Raw genomic sequence first — 23863 nt, forward strand, 5'->3', positions numbered from 1 at the left:
AAGCACCGAACTATTCCTGCAGATTGTTAAAAAATTGTATTTTTAGACAAAATCTAATTAATGAAAATTTACGGCGTAGATACTTTTACAATTACCGATGTAATGGCGATTTTAGACAACCCTAAAAAAGCAAAACTCAACAAAGAAGCCAAACAGAAAATTCTGAAATCTCAGCAAAACGTGCAGAAAATCGTAGCTTCTGACCGAACGGTTTATGGAATCAATACAGGTTTTGGTCCGCTTTGCGATGTGAAAATTTCGGAAGAAGAAACAGCTCAACTTCAGTATAATTTAATTATTTCGCATGCAGTAGGCGTTGGAAAACCAATTGCCAAGGATTATTCGAAAGTGATGATGATTGCAAAAATTCATGCGTTGTCAAAAGGATTTTCAGGCGTTTCTCTGGAAGTGATTGAGCGATTGATTCTGATGCTTGAAAATGATATTATTCCGGTGGTGCCTGAGCAAGGTTCTGTAGGCGCTTCCGGAGATTTGGCTCCGCTGGCGCATTTGGTTTTACCGCTTTTAGGTTTGGGAAAAGTTTGGCAAAAAGATGAAATTCAAGAGACTGGAAAAGTTCTGAAAAAGCATGGTTTAAAACCGTTGCAACTCGGTCCGAAAGAAGGATTGGGTCTAATTAACGGTACCCAGTTTATTTTAGCACATGCTATTTTAGGTTTGCATCGATTTGAATATTTACTCGACCTGGCAGATTTAACGGCGGCTGTAAGTTTGGAAGCTTATCGCGGTTCGGCAAGTCCGTTTAAAAAGGAACTTCATGATATCCGTCCGTTTGACGGCAGCCGGAAAGTGGCATCAAGGATGCGGAAATTTTTAAAAGATTCTGACAATTTAAAAAGTCATGAATTTTGTGACCGTGTTCAGGATCCTTATTCTATGCGTTGTGTTCCTCAGGTTCATGGGGCGAGCAGAAATTCTTTTGAACATTTAAAAAATTTAGCAGAAACCGAATTGAATTCGGTGACGGATAATCCGATTGTATTAAGTGCGGAAGAGTCGATTTCAGGTGGTAATTTTCACGGACAGTTATTGGCTTTACCATTGGATTACGCCACTTTAGCTGTAGCGGAACTGGGAAATATTTCTGACCGAAGAAGTTATCTTTTACTGGAAGGAAAATATGGTTTACCAAGATTATTAACGGAAAGTTCAGGATTAAATTCCGGCTTTATGATTCCACAATACACTTCTGCTGCGTTGGTTACGGAGAATAAAACCTTGTGTTTTCCGGCTTCGGCAGATTCTATTCCAACGAGTTTGGGACAGGAAGACCACGTTTCTATGGGAAGTATTTCCGGTAGAAAATTCAATCAGGTTTTGGGGAATTTAGAAAATATTCTTGCTGTAGAATTAATGTTTGGAGCGCAGGGATTAGAATTCCGGCGACCGGCAAAATGCGGAAAGTTTGTAGAAAACGCCTATTCATTAATCCGGACGAAAGTAGCCAAATTAGAAGAAGACCGACTGATCGGCGAAGATATGTTGGCAATCGCAGAGTTAATCAGAGAAAGAAAGTTTGAGGTGAATTAAGTCTGACTTCAAATAAAATGAAGTTGTTTAAAAAAAGCAATTTACCACATCATTTTAAGACAAAAATTTCAAAATAAAAAATTCCATCAAAATTAATTGATGGAATTTTTATTTATTATTGAAAAATATAACTTAAGCCCAGGCTAAGCACCTGTTCCGATTTCTTTTTTGCAATATTGGGATCAGATCCCGGTTCATTCATTAAACCTTTGTAGGTATTGCTCAATCCAAGATCATATCTTGCAGCGATTTCAAGTTGCCGCTTCAATGAATAACCCACGCCGAAACCCAAAGCAAAATTAAAACTGTTTGCCTTTCCGTTTACGCCTGGGTAAGCAGACAGTTCGTCAACAGCATAATATGGCTTACTTGGATCGGTGACTTTCTGATTCACCAAAAAATTAAATTTCGGTCCGGCCATTGCAAAAAACTCGGACTCGGCTTCAGAAAAATACGCTTTAAAATAAATAGGAACACTGATATAGTTGTTGGCATAAACTGCATCGTACCCAATTTTTCCTTTCGCATCTTTATCCTTTCCGGTTTCACCGGCTCCCAGATATTCAACCTGAGGCTGAATGTAAAACTGGTTATTACTGTCTACAGGGATCATTGCCAAAACCCCACCATAACCAGAAAATCTGGGACCTGATGGATTATGGGCATTACTTATCCTCGAATAAGTTCCTCCTGCGGTAATTCCGAATCGCGTGCTGCTGAAATCAATTTGAGCTGATAAAACGGCAGCTGCACATAGTGCTGAACTGAGTAATAATTTTTTCATATTGTGTTTTTTAAAATCTGTTTTGTACTTGCGTTCATACAAAGATATAAAAAAATGCAACCAACAAAAAAGCGTCTTGCAAAAATTACAAGACGCTTTATATTATTAAGGAAAATTATCCTAAAACTTTGGCCACCGTAGCGCCGATCTCCGCTGGAGAATCTACTACGTGAATTCCGTTTTCTCTCATAATGGCCATTTTTGCCTGAGCAGTATCATCATCACCACCAACGATTGCACCTGCATGACCCATTGTTCTACCTTTAGGAGCAGTTTGTCCCGCGATAAATCCAACAACCGGTTTTTTAGAACCACTTTCTTTGTACCATCTTGCAGCTTCAGCTTCTAAGTTACCACCGATTTCACCAATCATCACTACTGCTTCAGTTTCCGGGTCATTGATGAATAATTCCAACGCTTCTTTTGTCGTTGTTCCGATAATCGGGTCACCACCAATTCCGATTGCTGTAGAAACACCGTAACCGGCTTTTACCACCTGGTCTGCTGCTTCGTAAGTTAAAGTTCCTGATTTAGAAACGATTCCTATTTTTCCTTTTTTGAAAACGAAACCAGGCATAATTCCGATTTTAGCTTCATCAGAAGTAATAATTCCCGGGCAGTTTGGCCCAATCAATCTGCTATCTTTGTCAGCAAGGTATGCTTTCACTTTCACCATATCTGCAACCGGAATTCCTTCGGTAATACATACGATTACTTTGATTCCTGCTTCTGCTGCTTCCATAATCGCATCTGCAGCAAATGCCGGCGGCACGAAAATAATACTCACATTAGCTCCGGCTTTTTCTACCGCATCTGCAACCGTATTAAAAACCGGTTTTCCCAAATGCTCAGAACCTCCTTTTCCTGGGGTAACTCCACCTACGACATTTGTTCCGTATTCGATCATTTGCCCTGCATGGAAAGTTCCTTCATTTCCGGTAAATCCCTGTACGATTACTTTAGAATCTTTGTTTACTAATACTGACATTTTTTATTTTTTAAATTTATTATTCAATTAATGATTACAAAATTACTTAATAATATTTGAACTTGCTGGCATCTATAGCCGTTATTTCAACTTCTTAAGCTTCACTTCCTTTCTTAAATACTGCCGGAATTCTTCCGCAATGGGTCCGAAATAAGTTCCTTTTTGCAAATCCCTGTTTACACCGCATTTTGCTAAAAGAACCGTTCCGCTTTCTACACGGACACCTGAGGCCATCCCCACCTGTCCCCAAATGGTGACTTCATCTTCGATGATGCAGCATCCTGCAATGCCTGTTTGGGAAGCAATGAGGCATTTTTTTCCGATAATGGTGTCGTGTCCGATCTGGATTTGATTGTCTAAAACAGAACCTTCGCCAATCACCGTAGCATCGGTAACTCCTCTGTCGATGGTACAGCCGTTTCCTATTTCTACATTATTTTCTATAATGACATTTCCGACTGAAATTAACCGGTCAAAATTTCCGTTAAGTTTTCTGTAATAAAAGGCATCACCGCCCAAAACTGTATTGGACTGAATGATGACGTTATCACCAATTATCGTTCGGTCGCCAATCACAACATTCGGAAAGATGATACAGTCGTTTCCGACTTTCACATTATTACCAATGACTACAGAAGAATGAATTTGCGTGCGTTCTCCTACTTCCAGTTCATGCAGCGCTTCGCCGAAGTTGGTAATTTTTGTAAAATGGGTATTGATTTTATTAAAATCCCTGAACGGATCATCAGAAACGAGCAGTGCTTTTCCGGCTGGGCACTCTACTTCCTTATCGATAAGAATAATGGTTGCCGCAGAATGGAGTGCTTTATCATAATATTTCGGATGATTTACAAAAACAATTTCTCCACTTTTCACCCTATGAATTTCATTGGTTCCTAAAACCGGAAAATTTTCGTCGCCAATCATTTTAGCGCCAATAATTTCTGAGATTGATTTCAGGGTTTGTGGTTTTGTAAAAGTCATCGGTCGGTTTTATTAAAATTATTTCACTCTTTCCAAGTAAGATCCATCTTCGGTATTTACTTTAATTTTATCACCAGCTTCGATGAACAATGGCACCATTACTCTGGCTCCTGTTTCTACGATGGCATTTTTCAATGCGTTGGTTGCAGTATTTCCTTTCACTCCCGGATCTGCTTCAATTACTTCCAAATAAACTGTTGGTGGGATTTCGGCTGACAAAGGAGATTCGTCGCTGTCTTTTAAAATGATGGTTACTTCTTCGCCTGCCTTCATAAACTGAGCGTTTTCAATCATTTCTTTATCAAGATAGATCTGCGAAAAATCTTCATTATTCATAAAGTGATATCCATTATCATCTTCATACAGATATTGGAATTTTCTGGTAATTACCTTGACCTCATCGATTTTGTGACCTGCCGAAAAAGTATTGTCTAAGACTTTACCATTGGTAACCGACTTCATTTTTGTTCTTACGAAAGCTGGACCTTTACCTGGTTTCACGTGTAAAAAATCAATAATTTTGAAAATATCGTTACTGAATTCGATACACATTCCTTTTTTAATATCGTTGCTTGTTGCCATATATTATGTTATTATAATCACAGGATTACGTCCTGTTCTTTCCCTTCGGGACTTGTTGTTTTTTTATTGGTAATAGTCAGCGGATTATCTCCTGTTCTTTATTAAATGATCCCTTTGGGGATTTATGAAAACCGATATTATTCTTTACCGGTCCCATATCCTTTTACGATTCCGCGTGGTGAATTTCTGATGAACTCAAGAATTTCATCACGCTCTGCAGTAGGCAGCATTTCTTTTTCTATATAACTTGAAGCTTGAGAAACATTCATTTTCATTTGATAAACAGCGCGGTAAATTTTCTGAATTTCAAAAATTTTATCATTGGTAAACCCTCTTCTTCTAAGACCCACGGAATTAATTCCAGCGTAATTCATTGGTTCACGCGCCACTTTAACATAAGGAGGAATGTCTTTTCTCACTAAAGTTCCTCCTGAAATCATGACATGTTTGCCAATTTTACCAAATTGATGTACGGCCGAAAGTCCTCCCATAACGGTATAATCGCCCACCTCTACATGACCTGCAAGCGCAGAGCCGTTTACAATGATAACATGATCACCCAAAACGCAATCGTGGGCAATATGAACAGTAGCCATGATCAAACAATCTTCACCAATTTTGGTATAACCAAGGGCTTTTGTTCCTCTGTTGATGGTCACACATTCTCTAACGGTTGTTCTGTCGCCGATAATCACCTGCGTTTCTTCACCGTCGAATTTCAAATCCTGTGGAATTGCGGAAATTACAGTGCCCGGAAAAATCCTACAATTTTTGCCGATTCTGGCTCCATCCATGATGGTCACATTCGACCCAATCCAAGTTCCTTCGCCAATTTCCACATCACCGGCAATCGTTGTAAACGGTTCTACGGTAACGTTTTTGCCTATTTTTGCACGCTGGTCTACGGCAGCTAATTGATGTACCATTTAATCCGGTTTGTTTTTTGCCACCTGGGCCATCAGCTCTGCTTCTACCACAACGCTGTCGCCGACATATCCGTATCCTTGCATGTGCACAATTCCCCGTCTGATAGGTGAAATCAATTCTATTTTAAATACCATCGTATCTCCCGGCACTACTTTTTTCTTGAACTTTACTTTATCCATTTTAATAAAATAAGTCGAGTAATTTTCGGGATCGGGTACGCTTGCCAGAACCAAAATACCTCCGGTCTGGGCTAAAGCTTCTACTTGTAAAACGCCTGGCATCACAGGTTCTTTCGGAAAATGCCCAACGAAAAACGGTTCGTTCATCGTTACATTTTTTAAACCGACCACGTGAGAATCTGAAAGTTCTAAAATCTTGTCAATTAATAAAAACGGTGGTCTGTGCGGCATCAATTTCATAATTCCATTGATGTCGTAAACCGGTTCTTTATAAATATCGATATCGGGAACATTTTTCTTTTTCTGCAGTTTCCACTGTCTGTTTAATTTCTTTGCAAACTGTGTATTGACGAAATGTCCCGGTTTGTTTGCAATAACTTTTCCTTTGATTTTAACACCAACCAGAGCCAAATCGCCTATCACATCGAGTAATTTATGACGTGCTGCTTCGTTAGGATAATTTAAGGTAAGATTGTCTAAAATTCCATTCGGACGGATTGAAACTTCATCTTTTCCGAACGCTTTTTTCAGTCTCTCTGCTGTTTCAGGAGTAAGTTCTTTATCAACATAGACGATGGCGTTTGAAATGTCACCACCTTTAATTAAGCCGGCATCCAAAAGCATTTCCAGCTCGTGTAAAAAGCTGAAAGTTCTTGCTGATGATATTTCGGTTTTGAATTCTGAAATATCCTTTAAAGTGGCGTTTTGGGTTCCCAATACTTTGGTTCCAAAATCGACCATGGTTGTTACTTCATACGTATCGGAGGGAATAATTGTAATTTCTGAACCGGTTGCAGGATCACTGTAACTCAGCACCTCTTTTACAATCAGATATTCTCTTGCTGCAGATTGTTCGATGATCCCTGCTTTCTCGATTGCTTCCACGAAAAATTTAGAAGATCCATCTAAAATTGGTGGTTCTGCACTGTCCATTTCCAAGATGACATTATCGATATCACATCCTACCAAAGCAGCAAGCAAATGCTCGCAGGTATGTATTCTGACGCCCAATTTTTCCAGAGTTGTTCCTCTTTCAGTGGTGGTAACATAGTTGACATCTGCTTCGATATGAGGATTCCCCTCAAGATCGGTTCTTACGAAAACGAAACCTGTATTTTCTTTTGCAGGTTTCATGGTAAGGGTTACTTCCCGACCAGTATGAAGGCCGATTCCGGAGAGAGAGATCTCTTCGTTTAAGGTTTTTTGTTTATCACTCATTAGTTTTATCTTTTGAGTTGAGCTCAAGATTATTTATTCGTTTAACAATATCGGTGAAATTTCTGAAATGCACATAGTTTCTTCGGTATTCGCCTGCGTTGATGGCAGGGGAGCCGTACAGAATTTCGCCGTCTTTGGTGTTAGAATTCACACCACTTTGTGCCTGTATTTTTACTTGATTACCAATCTGAATATGTCCCACAATACCGACTTGACCGCCGATTTGATTCCAGTCGCCAATTACTGTAGAACCTGCAATTCCGGCTTGTGCGGCAATTACATTATTCTGGCCAATTTTTACATTATGAGCGATTTGGATTAAGTTATCGATTTTGGTACCTTTCCCAATAACCGTCGATCCGATAGTTCCTCTGTCAATGCTACAGTTAGAACCAATTTCTACATGATCTTCTAAAATAACATTTCCTAACTGCGGAATTTTCTGATAGCCATCTTTCGTCGGTTGAAAACCAAAACCATCTGAACCGATTACCGTATTGGAATGAATGATGCAGTTATCGCCAATCACACAATAATCGTAAACTCTTACACCACTGTATAAGACACAGTTTTTACCAATCTTTACATTTTTACCGATAAATACCTGCGGATAAATTTGGGAACCATCTCCTATTTTTACCTTTTCAGAGACGCAGGTAAAAGCGCCTACATATACATTCTCGCCTACCGAGGCAGACTCGTGAAACACCGCTCCATCTTCAATTCCAGATTTACGCCCCTGCATTTCCTGATACAGATTCATTAAAACCTGAAACGCCAGATAAGCATCTTCTACAGCAATAATAGTGGGTTGATAAGTTTTTTCGGTTAATAGTTTCTCAGAAACAATTAGAACTGAGCATTTCGATCGATCAATATGCTCTGCAAATCTTTCTTGCGCGACGAAAGAAAGATGGCCTTCTTCTCCACTTTCTATAGGCGATACGCCCGTGATGAGCGCATGCTCATCCCCTATGATTCGTCCGTTAATAAAATTTGCAATCTGCGATGCGGTAAATTCCATATCCTGCAAAGATAACAAATTCCCAAATATTGCAAATCATTTAGGTGACAAAAAACGGCTTTAAATTTCTCGGGGAAATGATAAAATATACTTGGTATTCAGTTGATTGATAAAGGAGGACAGAATTTGATTCTCAGAATGGTCAAGCTTGGTTTTTTCGCCATCTTTTTGCAGTAAATAAATCGGCTGATGCTCTGCATTATACGGCAGAAGATTTCTGGCTATCTGATCTACAAGTTCTGAACCGATATCTTGTCCAAATTTTAGATTTGTTCTGGCGATTTTATCTTCAATAAATTCTTTATCGAAAGGTTTGGAAGACATCAGTGTTTTCGGAAATTTTCTTTGAATAACACAATTACACAGATAAGACAAAACAACATCATCACTTTTTGTCCAGAATTTAATGGCTTGAATTACATCATTATCATCAAGTTCTGTAAAACGCTGAATGTCTTCTCCGGTCGCTTTTTCAAACTCATTTTTGTGTAGGAAATAAGCCAGGTTTTCTGAAGCTGGAAGTTCATTGCCCTGAGAAACCAGAAATTTTGCCCGTGCTAAAATTTTCACCAAAAGATATTCTGCCAATGCAGACGTTTTATGATAATACACCTGCCAATACATAAACATCCGTGCCGTCAGAAAATTTTCGATGGAATAAATCCCCTTTGCATCGATCACCAGTTCGTCTTCAGAAACATTCATCATCGAAATAATTCTCTGGGTGTTTACATTTCCCTCTACGACTCCTGTATAGAAGCTGTCGCGCTTTAAATAATCAAGACGGTCGACATCCAACTGGGAGGAAATCAGCTGATTAAAGAATTTTCTCTGGTATTTTCCCTGAAACATTTCTATCGCCATCGAAAGTTCACCATTGAACTCCTCATTCATTTTATTCATCAGCAACAGCGACAGTTTCTCGTGATGCCAGTCATCCATCAGCATATTTTCTAAAGCGTGCGAAAACGGACCGTGCCCAATATCATGGAGAAGAATGGCCAGCATTGCGGCTTTTTCTTCTTCTTTAGAGATTGTAACACCTTTCAATTTCAAAGTTTCCAACGCGGTAAACATCAAATGCATTGCGCCTAAAGCATGATGAAATCTGGTATGTGTTGCACCGGGAAAAATTAAATTCAATAAACCGGTCTGCGAAATCCGCCGTAATCTTTGAAAATAAGGATGCTCGATCACATCAAAAAGAATTTCGTGGGGAATATTGATAAATCCGTGTACCGGATCATTGATTATTTTAAATTTATTGGTCATAATAGAAACTTCGATCTGCAAATTTACAATTTAGTTTTAAGGTAAGTGCTTCGGTGTCGGTTATGAATTATTCACATCGAGCATTTATCAATTATGATTAAATTTAACGCAACTTTAACTTGATATTACAGAAAAGTTGGCAGTTTTTGGTTGTATTTTTGATGGCAGTTAGATAATAGAATTGCGAGTATCAATACTCCTTTCTGTAACAATAAACAAATTAAGAAATAGATGTCAAAAATTATTTGGATAGATGATGAAGTAGATTTACTAAAACCTCATATTGTATTTTTAGAAAACAAAGGCTACAAAGTTTCACCGGTGAATAACGTGAATGAAGCCTTAGAAATGATTGAAAAAGAAAATTTTCAATTGGCTTTGCTGGACGAAAATATGCCTGGGATTTCTGGGCTGGAGGCAATTCCGATGATTAAGAATATCGACTCCGCCATTAAAATCGTAATGGTTACCAAAAACGAAGAAGAACTGATTATGGAACAGGCCATTGGTTCACAGATTGCAGATTATATTTTGAAACCGGTAAATCCGAATCAGATTTTACTTTCATTAAAAAAGAATTTGCAGGAGGAAACCTTAATCGAGCAAAAAACCATACTCGAATACCAGCAGGAATTCCGAAATCTCTCGATGGAGTTGTCTTATTTGAAAACCTATCAGGAATGGGCAGAATATTATAAGAAAATCCTGAACTGGGAAATTAAATTTGATAAAGTTTTCGACAATGAGTTTTCAGATTTGCTGCAATCTCAAAAAGAGGAAGCCAATATTCAGTTCGGAAAGTTCATTGAAAAAAATTATGAACATTGGTTGAATTCATCTGATAAACCGATGATGAGCCATACGTTGTTTAAAGATAAAATAAAGCCGGAAGTAGAAAAAGATAAAGTTCTTTTATTAATGATTGATAATCTGCGCTATGATCAGTGGAAAGTCATCGAGCCGCTATTTACCAAATTTTATCAGAAAACATCTGAAGATTATTATTACAGCATTCTCCCCACGGCAACACAGTACGCGAGAAATGCTTTCTTCGCCGGATTAATGCCGTCAGAAATTGAAAAGAGATTTCCGCAATATTGGATTAATGATAATGAAGATGGCAATAAAAACGAGCACGAACGCGATTTTTTAGAAGATCAAATGAAACGCCTCGGTTTATCCGGAAAGTCTATGAAGTATTTGAAAATATTAAATGCAGATTTTGAACGCAAAATTTTAGAAGATTTCAACCAGCATAAAAACAACGATTTGTTGGTCATTGTCTATAATTTCATCGATATATTATCTCATGCAAAAACAGACAACGTCATTGTCAATCAACTGATCAGAGATGACAAGACCTTCCGGTCACTGACGTATAACTGGTTTGAAAACTCTTCATTATTAAAGATTATTAAACAGGCCGCAGAAAATGGTTTCAAACTCGTCATCACGACTGACCACGGAACTATTTATGTGAAGAAACCCAGTAAAGTGGTTGGCGACAGAGAAACTTCAACAAATATCCGGTATAAAACGGGCAGAAGTTTAACCTACGAAAACAATGATGTATGGGCAATTTCCAATCCCGAGAAATTATTTTTACCGAAAGGAAATTTAAGTTCCAAATACATCTTTGCAAAGAATAATACTTTTTTGGCTTATCCGAAAAATTATAATCATTTTGTAAACTATTACAAAGAAACCTATCAACATGGCGGGATTTCTTTGGAGGAATGCATTATTCCGATCAGCATATTAGAACCCAAATAGTTTTTTTCATAGTTTATTTGATTTTGGGCTCTAGGGCGGAGAGAATCTTAGATTCTTTCCGCTTTTTTATTGACCACCATTTTCACGCGCAAAAATCTTTTTAAAAAATGATCTAAAATTTCCATTATTTTTTAAACAAATTCATCTGAGACAAATCATGATAGGCAAACCCTTTGATTCCTTTTTCAATTAATTTATTTTCAGTTTCCTGCAAACTGGTATAATCCGGAAAATCATCAATCTCGAATACCCAGCGGTAATTATTTTTTAAAATTTTTCTGATGGCTTCTGTTTTGTCCATCTTTTTTTCTAAACTCAAATGGTCGTAGGCCATAATATAGGTTGTGATATTATTTCTGCTCAAGTTTTTTGCCACCTCAATTGGTAAATGCATCGGAACACTTGTGCTCAGATCCATGCCGTTATCGGCACACCATTTTTTCGCCTGGGTGTATAACTTGATTTGCCTTTTCGAATAAACCTTTATATTTTCATGGTAATCATCAAAAGTATGTGGCTCAATATCCAGATGGATTCCGGCAAATCCTAGATCTCTACCTTCGATCATTACTTTTTCTAAGTGGGTAAATCCATCATCTTCTTCCAGATAAGAATTTTCTCCGATTAGAAAATCGACTTTAATTCCATTTTGTGAAGCAAGAATTTTAAAAGAACGCAGTTTTGCCAAATCCATTGTCGGATTCACAGAAAGAAAAAGAGTTTTGATATTCCATTCCTTCAGTAAAGCCATTAAATAAGCATTGCTTTTCTGATTAAAAAAAGAAGTCCATAAATAACTATCGCCTCCCTGCCTTTTTTCTAGCTGGGTGTGCAACAAATCTTCACCGCTTTTCGTAGATCGAAAATGTTCTGAAAGAGTTCCCAAATTAAACAAGAGCATCAAAATCAAGCCTTTTACCATAATGATTCTGTAACAAACAGGCTTCAAAGGTATATAAATATAAAGTAAAAACACTTGGATAAACCCGTGATAAAGCAATCATTTTTTTTTGGAATCTCTGTATTTTCTTTTGATTAACTCATTTTCATTACTAGTTACAAATCGTAATTTGTATTTTTGGGCATTAAACAATTTTATGAAAATCATCTCTTATAATGTCAATGGAATTCGGGCGGCTTTTACCAAAGATTTTTTAGGCTGGCTGAATGTGGCCGATCCTGATGTCATCTGCATCCAGGAAAGCAAAGCAGGCAACGACCAAATCGATATCGAAAGTTTAGAAAAAAACGGTTATTTCAGTTACTGGCATTCTGCCCAGAAAAAAGGCTATTCCGGCGTTGGAATCGCTTCAAAAATCAAACCCAAGCACATTGAATATGGCTGCGGTATTGAAGACTATGATTCTGAAGGCAGAATTATGCGCGCAGATTTCGAAGGTTTTTCGGTGATTTCTGTATATGTCCCGTCTGCATCCAATATCGAAAGACTCGATTTTAAAATGAAGTTCTGTTGCGATTTCCTGACTTATATTAAAGAATTAAAAAAAACAATCCCTAACTTGGTTATATGCGGAGATTTCAATATCTGTCATCACGCTATTGACATTCACAATCCTGAAGGTTTAAAGAACACTTCCGGATTCCTGCCGATGGAAAGAGAATGGATGACTCTGTTCATCGAAGAATGCGAGCTAATCGACAGCTTCAGGTTTTTCAATGATCAACCCGATAATTATTCCTGGTGGAGTTACCGACAAAATTCCAGAGCAAGAAATAAAGGGTGGAGATTAGATTATAATTTCGTGTCTTACTCGCTGAAGCAGCAGCTTTCGCGTGCTGCGATTTTGAAAGAAGCCGTTCATTCTGATCATTGTCCGGTCCTGGTAGAATTGTCGTTGAATTAATCTACATTCTTTTTATCGAATGAACTGAGCGGGGTTTTTGTAAATGCTCCAGGCCAAAAAAAATCATCCTGTTTTATATTTGATACCTGGAGATTAAAAAAATTCGTAAATCGTTTTTAAAATTTTCTGATCTATTACAGTAAAAGCCACTTTCCTTCTCGCCATCGCCAACTCCGCAACTTCATACGCTTTTTCCAATTTGAATTTTTCATCGCCTTTCATTCCGCCCCAGGAAAAACTCTCGATCAGGTTTGGCGGAAAGCCGCTTTTGAAAATATTGGCAGCAACTCCTACCACTGTTCCGGTATTAAACTGTGTATTGATCGCCGATTTCGAATGATCACCCATAATCAAACCTACAAATTGCAATCCGGTATTCACAAATTTTTTCGCTTTGTAATTCCACAGCTTTACCATAGCGTAATTATTTTTAAGATTCGACGAATTGGTATCTGCACCGAGATTGCACCATTCGCCAATGACCGAATTACCAATGAACCCGTCATGACCTTTATTGGTATATCCAAAAATGACGACATTATTCACTTCACCACCGACTTTGCAATGCGGACCAACCGTTGTCGCACCGTAAATTTTTGCGCCTAAATTAAATTTCGATTCTTCACACAATGCGATTGGGCCACGAAGATTGCAACCTTCCATCACTTCTGCATTTTTACCGATGTAGATTTTTCCGGTTTTGGTATTTAAGGTTGAGAACTCAACTTCTGCTCCTTCTTCGATGAACAAATCTTTTTTGTCACCTAAGAAACCATTGGTTTCAGAAAGAGGTGCCGAAACTCGCCCTTTTGTAAGAAGTTCAAAATCAAAATCGATTGCTTTTTCATTAAATGAAAACAAATCGGTTGGTTGATTAAAAAACAAAACTTCTTCCTCAATATCAGTCATTTTATTAATGTGACTTAAGGAAAAATTATCCATATTAATTCTGACTGCGAGTAATTCATCTTTGTAAACCAACGCTTCTCCCAATTGCAAGTCTTTAATTTGGTTTAAAAGATTTTCGCTGGGCAGAAAATTAGGAACAATGAAAAGGCTTTCTTTCAGGTCGTATTTTTTAAACTTTTCCTGCAAATAATCTTCTGTGAGATAAGAAACATCTGCGGAACCCAACAGCTTTTGCCATCTTTCCGAAAAAGTCAAAATCCCGCAACGCATTTCTGCGACAGGCCTGGTAAAAGTAAGCGGTAAAAAATCTTCCCAAAACTGGGCGTCTGAAAATACGAGTTGCATATCGGCTTAAGTTTAAAGTTCTATTTTTATTACAAACTTTATCAAAAATTAATAGTTTGACAAAGTGAATCAAATTTACACTAAAAAAAGTCTTTCAAAAAACTTGAAAGACTTTAATTATCATTAAAATTCGAAAATTACTTCGCGAATTTTTTGTACTTGTTCATGAATTTGTCAACTCTACCTGCGGTATCAACTAATTTCACTTTTCCGGTATAGAAAGGGTGAGAAGTTGAAGAGATTTCCATTTTGATCAATGGGTAAGTTGAACCTTCATATTCAATTGTATCTTTTGTATCTGCAGTAGATTTGCAAAGAAACATCTCGTCGTTACTCATATCTTTGAAAACAACAAGTCTATAATTTTCTGGGTGGATTCCGTTTTTCATAACTTATTTTATTATTAATAATTAAAGCTTTGCTTTCGAAATAGTAATGGTATTTCTCTGCTAAATTTTAGACCGCAAAAGTACAAATAATTTTCTTATCTCCAAATAGTATATCAACTTAATTAATAATTTTTATGTTCAACAATTTTAATTAAATTTGAAACCTACATCTATTCCTACATAAATGAACAAATTTAAACTTATTCTTGCTTTTTCTTTTTGGATTTTTTTAACGGCAATAAGCTGTAACAGAGACGATATCAACTTTGAATCCCCCACTCAGCTGCTTCGTTTTTCGCAAGACACCCTTTTCCTGGATACTGTTTATAATCAGGTCCGGTCGGAAACTTACGCTGTGAAAATTTATAACAACGAAGACAAAGACGTTATGATTCCGAAAATCTCTCTTGAAAAAGGAGCCGGCTCTTTATACCGAATCAATGTTGATGGCAAAGCGGGGACAGATTTCAGTAATATTCCTTTGCGGAAAAAAGACAGTCTGTATATTTTTGTAGAAATTGCACCGATTGCCAACGCACCGGAAGCGATTGCCGAGGATCGTATTAATTTTCAAACGCCGGCCGGAAATCAACATGTGACTTTGTTTTCAGTCGTTCAGGATGCTGAATTTTATATTGAAAGTAAAACCAATCCAAATATTTTAAATTCAAATACATTGTGGACCGGCAATAAGGCGAAAATCATTTTCGGAGATTTGACTTTGGCGGAAGGAAAAACTTTAAATATTGAAAAAGGAACTAAAATTTATTTTCACAAAAACAGTGGACTGAAGATTTCTAAAAATGCCAAACTGAATATTAATGGTGATTTAGGAGAAGAAATCATTTTCCGTGGCGACCGAAATGACACGCGCTATGACACGATTCCTAAAAACTGGCAGGGAATTTCAATGGAGGCCAACTCTATTTTAAATATGAATTATGCGAAAGTTTTCGGCGGAACCGTTGGTTTAGAAATGAATCAAACAACTGCAACGATTGATAATTCTATTTTCCATACGCATCAGGAATTTGGAATTATGGCGATCAACTCGATTGTTACTGCGAAAAACCTGGTGATGAATAATTGTGGAAATGCCGACTTTGCCATTTTTAAAGGCGGAACTTATAATATCATCCATTCTACTTTGGCGAATTATTGGAGCCTAAATTCAGCACTTCCGGGACTTGGATTGTACGCCACCAATGAGTACGATAACGGAACGTCCATTGAACAGGGAGCTTTAACTTTAAATGTTAAAAACTCGATTATTTATACCGATAATGACAACGCAGTTCTTTTTAAACCAACAGCCGGACAGACTTTTAATTACAGTTTCCAGACTTCATTACTGAAATACGGAAGTTCCGCAAATTATACTTTGGATGCAGGTTCGATGAAGAATCAAGATCCGAAATTCCAGAATTATTTTACCCAAAAAATGAATCTGAGATTAAAAGCTGATTCTCCGGCAAAAGGAAAAGGAAATACGGCGGCAGCTGCGACAGCGCCTTTGGATATTGTGAAAATTTCCCGATTGGTCAATCCAAGTATGGGCGCTTATCAATAATTCAGTTCTGCCCAAATAAAAGAAATATGGAAATAATTAAACTCCAGGAAGAAGTCGATCAATGGATAAAAACCATCGGCGTCCGGTATTTTAACGAACTTACGAATATGGCGATGCTTACTGAGGAAGTGGGTGAAGTTGCGCGAATTATTGCCAGAAGATATGGTGAACAAAGTGAAAAAGAATCTGATAAAGTGAAAGATCTCGGTGAAGAATTAGCGGATGTTTTATTTGTCACTTTATGCCTGGCGAATCAAACCGGAACTAACCTGCAGGAAGCATTTGACCGAAAAATGAAAGTTAAAACAGACCGCGACAAAGACCGTCATCAGAAAAACGAAAAACTGAAATAAGAATCAAAAAATTCAGAATTTAATCAGACAAAAGTATCAATATGAGGCTGGAAAAATCAACCTTAAAAGACAATGAAACGATTAAAATAAGCGGTTCGAAAAGTATTTCGAATCGTCTTTTAATTTTAAGCTATCTTTTTAAAAACCTGAAAATTGAAAACCTTTCTAATTCTCAGGACACTCAACTTTTACACAGAGCTCTGGAAAGCAATGCAGACCTCGTCGACATTCATCATGCCGGAACGGCGATGCGGTTCCTCACCTCCTACTTTGCAATTCAGGAAGGAAAGACGACCGTTTTGACGGGATCTGAGCGGATGAAAGAGAGACCGATTCAATTCCTGGTCGATGCTTTACGGGATTTGGGAGCCGATATTTCTTATCTAGAAAAAGAAGGTTTTCCTCCATTAAAGATTAACGGAAAAAAACTGGAAAAAAGTTCGGTAGCAATTCCTGCGAATATTTCAAGTCAGTTTATTTCTTCCTTAATGTTGATCGGATCGAAATTAGAAAACGGCCTGGAAATTAATCTGGTTGGAAAAATTACATCGCGGCCTTATCTGGAAATGACTTTAAAAATCCTTCGAAACATTGGGATTTTAACGCAATGGGAAGGCCAGGTGATTCAGATTTTCCCAAATATTCACAGCGATAAAAGTTCGCAGATTATCAAATGTATTTGTGAAAGCGACTGGAGTTCTGCTTCCTACTTTTATTCTTTGGCAGCTATCGGCAGAAAGTCCATTAACCTTAAAAGTTTCCGGCCACACTCGCTTCAGGGCGATTCTGTAATCAAGGAAATTTACTGGAAGTTTTTCGGAGTCAACACGATTTCTCAAGGTTCGGAAAGTAAGATTTCACTAATGCCGGAAAGTTCATTTGTTTTTCCGGAATACATTTCTCTGGACATGAATGACTGCCCGGACATTGCGCAAACGCTTTGTGTCACGGCAACGGCATTACAAATCCCTTTTGAAATCACAGGATTATCAACTTTAAAAGTAAAAGAAACCGACCGTCTGGTCGCTTTAAAAAATGAACTTTTCAAAATCGGTTGTATTTCTGAAATCACCGACGATTCCATTTACTCGGTAAAATTCTTTGAGGCGAATGAAAATATTTCGATTGAAACCTATAACGATCACCGGATGGCCATGAGTTTTGCACCGTTTTGCCTCATCACGCCGCTAACAATTGAAAATGAACAAGTGGTCGAAAAATCCTATCCACAGTTTTGGGATGATTTCGCCCAGGTTCTTGATCAACATTAAATTACAAAAATGACAATACTTATCACCGGAACTTCTGCCGGAATTGGTTTTACCCTGGCTAACTATCTCGGCAAGAAAGGACATACCGTTTACGGATTAAGCAGAAAAAGTGCGGACTCTACCTATTTTAAAACAATTGCGACCGACGTTACAGACAATACTCAGGTTCAGAATGCAATTGCCGAAATATTAAAAACAGAATCCAGAATCGATATTCTCATCAATAATGCAGGAATGGGAATGGTGGGCGCAGTTGAAGATTCTTCACAGGAGGAAATCCTGAAATTATTTAACTTAAATTTAGTTGGTTCCGTACAGATGATGACCGCTGTGCTGCCGACAATGCGGGCGCAAAAATTGGGAAAAATCATTAATATTTCCAGTATCGGCAGTGAAATGGGATTGCCGTTCCGTGGATTTTATTCGGCTTCAAAATCGGCTTTAGATAAAGTGACAGAAGCAATCCGCTACGAAGTTTCTCCCTGGAATATTCAGGTTTGTGTTTTGCATTTAGGAGACATTAAAACAAATATTGCTGAAAACAGAGTAAAAACCAAAGTTTCTGAACCGTATCAATCTACTTTTAATAAAGTATATTCTCTAATGAATTCTCACGTAGACGATGGAACAGAGCCACTTGAAGTCGCAGCGTATATTGAAAAACTTTTAAATAAAAAATCATGGAAAGCCCATTTTTATTTTGGGAAATTCGGACAGAAGATTGGGATTCCGCTAAAATGGATTCTGCCGCAGAACTTTTATGAGAATTTAATGAGGAAATACAACAAAATGGATTAATTTGTATTAAAATCAAAGTGTCCTGGCTAAAAGATTCTGAGCCGATTTCCCGGTAAAGAACATAAAAGAGTTTACTGATAAAAATAAGCCCAAACCTAATAATAAGGAACAGGATTTAATAAAATCCCGAAATTTCCTGAATCAATAATTCAGTCTAAAAAACCCACGTTTCAATTTTTTTGAACGTGGGTTTTTTGCGTTATTTATCTTTAATTAAAAAAGTTCGCGAGCAATTTTTTTAATATTATCGCTTTTCCCCATCGAGTAAAAATGCAAGACCGGAACACCGAAATCCAATAATTCACGACATTGATTGATCGTCCATTCGATTCCGATTTGCTTTACAGTGGCATTATCCTTTGCATTTTCTACGGCGGAAATCAAATCTTCCGGCAAATCAATTTTAAAAACCTGTGGCAAAAGTTGCAGCTGTTTCTTCGTTGCAATGGGCTTAATTCCCGGAATAATCGGAACATTAATGCCGATTTCCCGGGCACTTTTTACAAAATCAATAAATTTTTTATTATCGAAAAACATCTGGGAAACGACATAATCCGCACCGGCATCTACTTTTTGTTTCAGCCATTTTAAATCGTAATTCATCGAGGGTGCTTCGATATGTTTTTCGGGATACCCCGCAACGCCAATACAGAATTTGTTGTTTCCGTCACAGATTTTTTCATCATGAAGATATTTCCCGCGTCCCAAATCGTTCATTTGTCGAACCAAATCCACTGCATTTTTATGACCGCCTTCGGTTGGTTCGAAATACTGTTGTCCTTTCATCGCATCGCCTCTTAAAGCCATAATATTTTCGATTCCCAGATACATACAGTCGACCAAAAGATACTCTGTTTCCTCTTTAGTAAAGCCGCCGCACAAAACGTGCGGAACGGTATCTACATTATATTTATGCTGAATTGCCGCGCAGATCCCCAAAGTTCCCGGCCGCATTCTGGTAATTTTCCGCTCCATCAAACCGTTGCCTTTATCGAGATAAATATACTCTTCCCGCGAAGTTGTGACGTCGATGAATGGAGGTTTGAATTCCATTAAAGGATCGATGTTTTTATAGAGATCTTCGATACCTGTTCCTTTGGTGGGCGGCACAATTTCGATGGAAAACAAGGTTTTACCTTTGGCGTTATTGATATGTTCTGTAATTTTCATTTTGTCATTGTTAGGGAAGCCAAGCAATATTTGCTCATAGTTGTTTTTGTGTTATTTATGACCGACGTTTACGCTGGCAAAAAAGGATGCAAATCCCATCGGTTCCAGAGCGCTGTTAGAGCTTGAAGCTCTAACAGCGCTTTACGCATATCCCGATTATTCCGCAAGATTCGGACTCAACCATTTTCTTGCGAATTCCAAATCGATTCTTTTTCTTTCAGCATAATTTTTCAACTGGTCCTCTTTAATTTTTCCAACGCCGAAATATTTAGCTTCCGGATTGGCGAAATAATAACCCGAAACTGCGGCTGTTGGAAACATGGCTAAACTTTCAGTCAATTCCAATCCGATATTTTCTTTTACTTCTAATAAATTCCAGATCGTGGTTTTTTCCAAATGATCGGGACAGGCCGGATAACCGGGAGCCGGGCGGATTCCTGAATATTTCTCTGCGATTAAGTCCTCATTTTCTAAATTTTCACTTTCTGCGTATCCCCAAAATTCTGTCCGCACTTTATGATGCAGAAATTCGGCAAACGCTTCTGCCAAACGATCGGCTAATGCTTTAACAATAATTGCATTGTAATCATCACCATCATCGTAATATTTCTGCGCCAATTCTTCTGTTCCAAATCCTGTCGTCACCGCAAAAGCGCCCACATAATCTTTTTTACCGGAAGATTCCGGCGCGATAAAATCACTTAAAGCCAAATATTTTTTCCCTGCAGATTTCTTCAGTTGCTGTCTTAAAGTTCGGAATTGTGAGATTTCATTTCCATCTTTATCATAAAGCAAAATATCATCCTCTTCGTTTGAATTTGCCGGGAAAATTCCAAAAATCCCTTTCGCGGTAAATAATTTTTCATCCAAAATTTTATTTAATAAAACTTTGGCTTCTTTATACAATTCGGTTGCTTGTTCACCCACAAACTCATCAGTTAAAATCTGAGGAAATTTCCCGTGGAGTTCCCAACTTCTGAAAAAAGGAGTCCAATCCATAAAATCTAATAATTCTCTTAAATCTTGATTTTCTATAATATAGATTCCTAAAGTTTTAGGTTTTACGGGTTCTTCGTTTTTCCAGTCGATCGTGAACTTTTGTTTTCTGGCGTCTTCGATAGAAACATATTCTTTTTCAATTTGCCGGTTCAAAAATTTCTCTCGGAAATCTTCATAATCAACTTTTAAATCTGCTTTATACTGTTCATTATTATGATCCAAAAGCTGCGAAACTACGCCAACTGCCCTGGAAGCATCATTGACATGAACAACTGTGTTTCCATATTTGGGGAAGATTTTCACGGCAGTATGCGCTTTTGAAGTGGTGGCACCACCTATTAACAATGGAAAATTCAGATTTTTTCTTTGCAGTTCTTCCGCGACGTGAACCATTTCGTCTAAACTCGGTGTAATCAATCCGCTCAAACCGATCACATCAACATTGTGGTCAATCGCTGCCTGAATAATTTTCTCCGCCGGAACCATGACACCCAAATCGATGATTTCATAATTGTTGCAGCCTAAAACTACGCTCACAATATTTTTTCCAATATCGTGGACATCGCCTTTTACAGTCGCCATCAAAATTTTGCCATTGGGTTTTTGCTTTTCATCTTTTTCCGCTTCAATAAAAGGCTGCAAATAAGCAACGGCTTTTTTCATTACCCGCGCGGATTTTACGACTTGCGGCAAAAACATTTTTCCGCTTCCGAAAAGATCGCCGACAACACCCATTCCGGTCATAAGATTAATTTCAATAACATCTAAAGGTCTTTTAGAAATAATTCTTGCTTCTTCAACATCTTCAATAATGAATCGATCAATTCCTTTTACCAAAGCGTGGGTGATTCTATTTTGTAATGGTTCTTTCCGCCATTCTAATTCTTCTACAAATTCTTTTTTAGTAGATTTTACCCGCTCGGAATAATCTAAAAGTCGCTCGGTTGCGTCGTCTCTTCTGTCGAGCATCACATCTTCTACCAACTCCAGCAACTCTTTCGGAATTTCGTCATACACTTCTAACATCGATGGATTCACAATTCCAATATTCATTCCGGCTCTGATTGCATGATAAAGAAAAACGGAATGCATCGCTTCCCGTACATTATCATTTCCACGGAAAGAAAACGAAACATTGGAAACGCCTCCACTCACCGAAACATTTGCCAAATTTCCTCGAACCCATTTTGTGGCCTCAATGAAATCCAAAGCGTTTCTGCGGTGTTCTTCCATTCCCGTTGCGACGGGGAAAATATTGAGATCGAAAATAATATCCTCGGATGGAAACCCCACTTGGTTCACTAGAATATCGTAGGATCGTTTGCAAATTTCTATTCTTCGGTCGTAATTATCGGCTTGTCCATTTTCGTCGAAAGCCATTACAATTACTGCAGCGCCGTATCTTTTTATCGTCTTTGCATGGCTGATAAATTCCTTTTCTCCTTCTTTTAAACTGATGGAATTCACCACACATTTTCCCTGAACGACCTGTAATCCGGCTTCCAGAATTTCCCATTTTGAGGAATCGATCATCATCGGAATCCGGGAAATATCCGGTTCGGAAGCAATTAAATTCAGGAATTTCACCATTGCCATTTTTCCGTCGAGCAATCCATCATCAAAATTAACATCGAGGATTTGTGCGCCGCCATCCACCTGATCGCGGGCAATATTAAGTGCTTCTGAATAGTTTCCTTCTTTAATGAGTCGAAGAAATTTCTTAGAACCAGCGACATTGGTTCGTTCTCCAACATTAATAAAATTGGATTCCGGCGTTATAATTAAAGGTTCGAGACCTGAGAGTTTTAGATATTTCATAATATTTTAATGTAACAATATAAAAGTGTAGCAATGTAACGATGAAGACCATGATTGGTAAATTGTTACATCACTAAACTGGTACATTTTTTAAACGCGGTACGTAATCCTTCACCAAATCAGCGATGGCTTTGATATGTGGCGGTGTTGTTCCGCAGCAACCGCCAATAATATTGATGAGACCTTTTTCGGCATATTCGCGAATCTGTTCTGCCATAAATTCCGGGCTTTCATCGTATTGACCGAAAGCATTGGGTAATCCTGCATTGGGATAAGCAGAAATATAGAAGTCGGAATTTTTGGATAAAGTTTCCAAATAAGGCGTTAATTGTTTTGCTCCCAAAGCGCAGTTTAATCCAACACTCAATAAATTTAAATGTGAAACAGAAATTAAAAATGCTTCTGCGGTCTGTCCGCTCAAAGTTCGTCCCGAAGCGTCAGTAATCGTTCCCGAAACCATGATTGGAATTTTAATATTTCTTTCTTCCTGAATTTCATCAATCGCAAAAAGCGCTGCTTTCGCATTTAAAGTATCGAAAATTGTTTCGACCAAAAGAATATCTGAACCTCCGTCTAGAAGTGCTTCTGCCTGTAATTTGTACGCCAGTCGCAATTCATCAAAAGTAACCGCCCGAAAACCCGGATCATTCACATCCGGACTTAAACTCGCTGTTTTATTGGTCGGACCCATGGACCCTGCCACAAATCTAGGTTTATCAGGATTTTTTAAAGTAAACTCATCGCAAATTTTGCGCGCAATTTTTGCCGATTCATAATTGAGTTCGTAAACCAATTCTTCCATGTGGTAATCAGCCATAGCGATGGTAGTTCCCGAAAAAGTATTCGTTTCAATAATATCAGCATCGGCTTCTAAATACTTTCTGTGAACTTCTTCGATGGCGTGAGGTTGCGTAAGTGAAAGTAAATCGTTGTTTCCTTTTAGAGAATATTCCCAATCTTTGAATCGTTCACCTCGGTAATCTTCTTCTGAAAATTTATAGCGTTGAAGCATCGTTCCCATCGCCCCATCGAGGACGAGGATTCTTTCATTTAAGACTTTATAAAGTGCTGCTGTATTTTTCATTTTTTTCCAA

21 protein-coding genes are annotated in these 23863 nt (G+C 37.9%); 7 read left to right on the forward strand and 14 right to left on the reverse strand.

The features are described from left to right. Positions 1 to 60: 60 nt before the first annotated feature. Positions 61 to 1551: a histidine ammonia-lyase gene (hutH, locus tag QF004_RS07240; RefSeq protein WP_133438828.1), complete on the forward strand. Its 1491-nt coding sequence runs from the start codon at positions 61 to 63 to the stop codon at positions 1549 to 1551. Positions 1552 to 1666: 115 nt separating this feature from the next. Here the strand turns inward: hutH and QF004_RS07245 are convergent, their stop codons facing one another. From QF004_RS07245 to QF004_RS07280, 8 genes are all read right to left on the reverse strand, one after another. Further along, positions 1667 to 2335: a porin family protein gene (locus QF004_RS07245; protein WP_133438829.1), complete on the reverse strand. Its 669-nt coding sequence runs from the start codon at positions 2333 to 2335 to the stop codon at positions 1667 to 1669. A gap of 115 nt (positions 2336 to 2450) precedes the next feature. Next, positions 2451 to 3323: a succinate--CoA ligase subunit alpha gene (gene sucD, locus QF004_RS07250; protein ID WP_133438830.1), complete on the reverse strand. Its 873-nt coding sequence runs from the start codon at positions 3321 to 3323 to the stop codon at positions 2451 to 2453. 81 nt (positions 3324 to 3404) lie between these two features. After that, the gene (locus tag QF004_RS07255; RefSeq protein ID WP_307424450.1) at positions 3405 to 4307 is read right to left on the reverse strand and encodes an LpxD N-terminal domain-containing protein; all 903 of its coding nucleotides are present in this window, start codon (positions 4305 to 4307) and stop codon (positions 3405 to 3407) included. An 18-nt stretch (positions 4308 to 4325) separates the two neighbouring features. Next, the gene (efp, locus tag QF004_RS07260; RefSeq protein WP_133438832.1) at positions 4326 to 4889 is read right to left on the reverse strand and encodes an elongation factor P; all 564 of its coding nucleotides are present in this window, start codon (positions 4887 to 4889) and stop codon (positions 4326 to 4328) included. Between the two features lie 137 nt (positions 4890 to 5026). Next, positions 5027 to 5815 carry an acyl-ACP--UDP-N-acetylglucosamine O-acyltransferase gene (gene lpxA, locus QF004_RS07265; RefSeq protein WP_133438833.1) on the reverse strand — a complete coding sequence of 263 codons (789 nt, stop codon included), beginning with the start codon at positions 5813 to 5815 and terminating at the stop codon, positions 5027 to 5029. Continuing rightward, entirely contained in the window at positions 5816 to 7213 is a 1398-nt protein-coding gene (locus QF004_RS07270) for a bifunctional UDP-3-O-[3-hydroxymyristoyl] N-acetylglucosamine deacetylase/3-hydroxyacyl-ACP dehydratase (RefSeq protein WP_133438834.1), read from the reverse strand. Further along, the gene (gene lpxD, locus QF004_RS07275; protein WP_133438835.1) at positions 7206 to 8237 is read right to left on the reverse strand and encodes a UDP-3-O-(3-hydroxymyristoyl)glucosamine N-acyltransferase; all 1032 of its coding nucleotides are present in this window, start codon (positions 8235 to 8237) and stop codon (positions 7206 to 7208) included. Before lpxD ends, QF004_RS07270 begins: the two co-directional genes overlap by 8 nt. A gap of 60 nt (positions 8238 to 8297) precedes the next feature. Beyond that, the gene (locus QF004_RS07280; RefSeq protein WP_307424649.1) at positions 8298 to 9509 is read right to left on the reverse strand and encodes an HD domain-containing protein; all 1212 of its coding nucleotides are present in this window, start codon (positions 9507 to 9509) and stop codon (positions 8298 to 8300) included. 231 nt (positions 9510 to 9740) lie between these two features. On the opposite strand from QF004_RS07280, the gene QF004_RS07285 reads away from it, so the two are divergent. Next, positions 9741 to 11282 (forward strand): PglZ domain-containing protein, encoded by a 1542-nt coding sequence (locus tag QF004_RS07285; protein ID WP_133438837.1) that lies wholly within the window; start codon positions 9741 to 9743, stop codon positions 11280 to 11282. Positions 11283 to 11406: 124 nt separating this feature from the next. On the opposite strand, the gene QF004_RS07290 is transcribed toward QF004_RS07285, so the two are convergent. Continuing rightward, the gene (locus QF004_RS07290) at positions 11407 to 12186 is read right to left on the reverse strand and encodes a hypothetical protein (RefSeq protein WP_307424459.1); all 780 of its coding nucleotides are present in this window, start codon (positions 12184 to 12186) and stop codon (positions 11407 to 11409) included. Between the two features lie 193 nt (positions 12187 to 12379). On the opposite strand from QF004_RS07290, the gene QF004_RS07295 reads away from it, so the two are divergent. Continuing rightward, positions 12380 to 13147: an exodeoxyribonuclease III gene (locus QF004_RS07295; protein ID WP_307424462.1), complete on the forward strand. Its 768-nt coding sequence runs from the start codon at positions 12380 to 12382 to the stop codon at positions 13145 to 13147. Between the two features lie 93 nt (positions 13148 to 13240). On the opposite strand, the gene QF004_RS07300 is transcribed toward QF004_RS07295, so the two are convergent. Together QF004_RS07300 and QF004_RS07305 are read right to left on the reverse strand one after the other, a co-directional pair. Further along, on the reverse strand, positions 13241 to 14401 hold the full coding sequence (locus QF004_RS07300; protein ID WP_307424464.1) for a GlmU family protein: 1161 nt from the start codon (positions 14399 to 14401) through the stop codon (positions 13241 to 13243). A 137-nt stretch (positions 14402 to 14538) separates the two neighbouring features. Beyond that, positions 14539 to 14790, reverse strand: a complete 252-nt coding sequence (locus QF004_RS07305) for a type B 50S ribosomal protein L31 (protein ID WP_133438841.1) — start codon at positions 14788 to 14790, stop codon at positions 14539 to 14541. Positions 14791 to 14974: 184 nt separating this feature from the next. On the opposite strand from QF004_RS07305, the gene QF004_RS07310 reads away from it, so the two are divergent. The 4 genes from QF004_RS07310 to QF004_RS07325 are packed head-to-tail and all read left to right on the forward strand — an operon-like array spanning position 14975 to position 18782. Next, the gene (locus QF004_RS07310; protein ID WP_307424467.1) at positions 14975 to 16360 is read left to right on the forward strand and encodes a hypothetical protein; all 1386 of its coding nucleotides are present in this window, start codon (positions 14975 to 14977) and stop codon (positions 16358 to 16360) included. Positions 16361 to 16386: 26 nt separating this feature from the next. Next, on the forward strand, positions 16387 to 16713 hold the full coding sequence (locus tag QF004_RS07315) for a nucleotide pyrophosphohydrolase (protein WP_133438843.1): 327 nt from the start codon (positions 16387 to 16389) through the stop codon (positions 16711 to 16713). Positions 16714 to 16754: 41 nt separating this feature from the next. After that, on the forward strand, positions 16755 to 17984 hold the full coding sequence (locus tag QF004_RS07320; protein WP_307424471.1) for a 3-phosphoshikimate 1-carboxyvinyltransferase: 1230 nt from the start codon (positions 16755 to 16757) through the stop codon (positions 17982 to 17984). 9 nt (positions 17985 to 17993) lie between these two features. Continuing rightward, positions 17994 to 18782: an SDR family oxidoreductase gene (locus tag QF004_RS07325; RefSeq protein ID WP_307424473.1), complete on the forward strand. Its 789-nt coding sequence runs from the start codon at positions 17994 to 17996 to the stop codon at positions 18780 to 18782. 213 nt (positions 18783 to 18995) lie between these two features. On the opposite strand, the gene metF is transcribed toward QF004_RS07325, so the two are convergent. The 3 genes from metF to QF004_RS07340 form a co-directional block, all read right to left on the reverse strand. Continuing rightward, positions 18996 to 19952, reverse strand: coding sequence for a methylenetetrahydrofolate reductase [NAD(P)H] (gene metF, locus QF004_RS07330; RefSeq protein ID WP_307424476.1), 957 nt, complete (start codon positions 19950 to 19952; stop codon positions 18996 to 18998). 156 nt (positions 19953 to 20108) lie between these two features. Beyond that, positions 20109 to 22769, reverse strand: a complete 2661-nt coding sequence (gene metH, locus QF004_RS07335) for a methionine synthase (RefSeq protein WP_307424479.1) — start codon at positions 22767 to 22769, stop codon at positions 20109 to 20111. Between the two features lie 73 nt (positions 22770 to 22842). Further along, entirely contained in the window at positions 22843 to 23853 is a 1011-nt protein-coding gene (locus QF004_RS07340; protein ID WP_133438848.1) for a homocysteine S-methyltransferase family protein, read from the reverse strand. Positions 23854 to 23863: the final 10 nt, after the last annotated feature.

This window comes from Chryseobacterium sp. MDT2-18, assembly GCF_030815285.1.
In the GTDB taxonomy this organism is placed as follows: domain Bacteria; phylum Bacteroidota; class Bacteroidia; order Flavobacteriales; family Weeksellaceae; genus Kaistella; species Kaistella salivictor.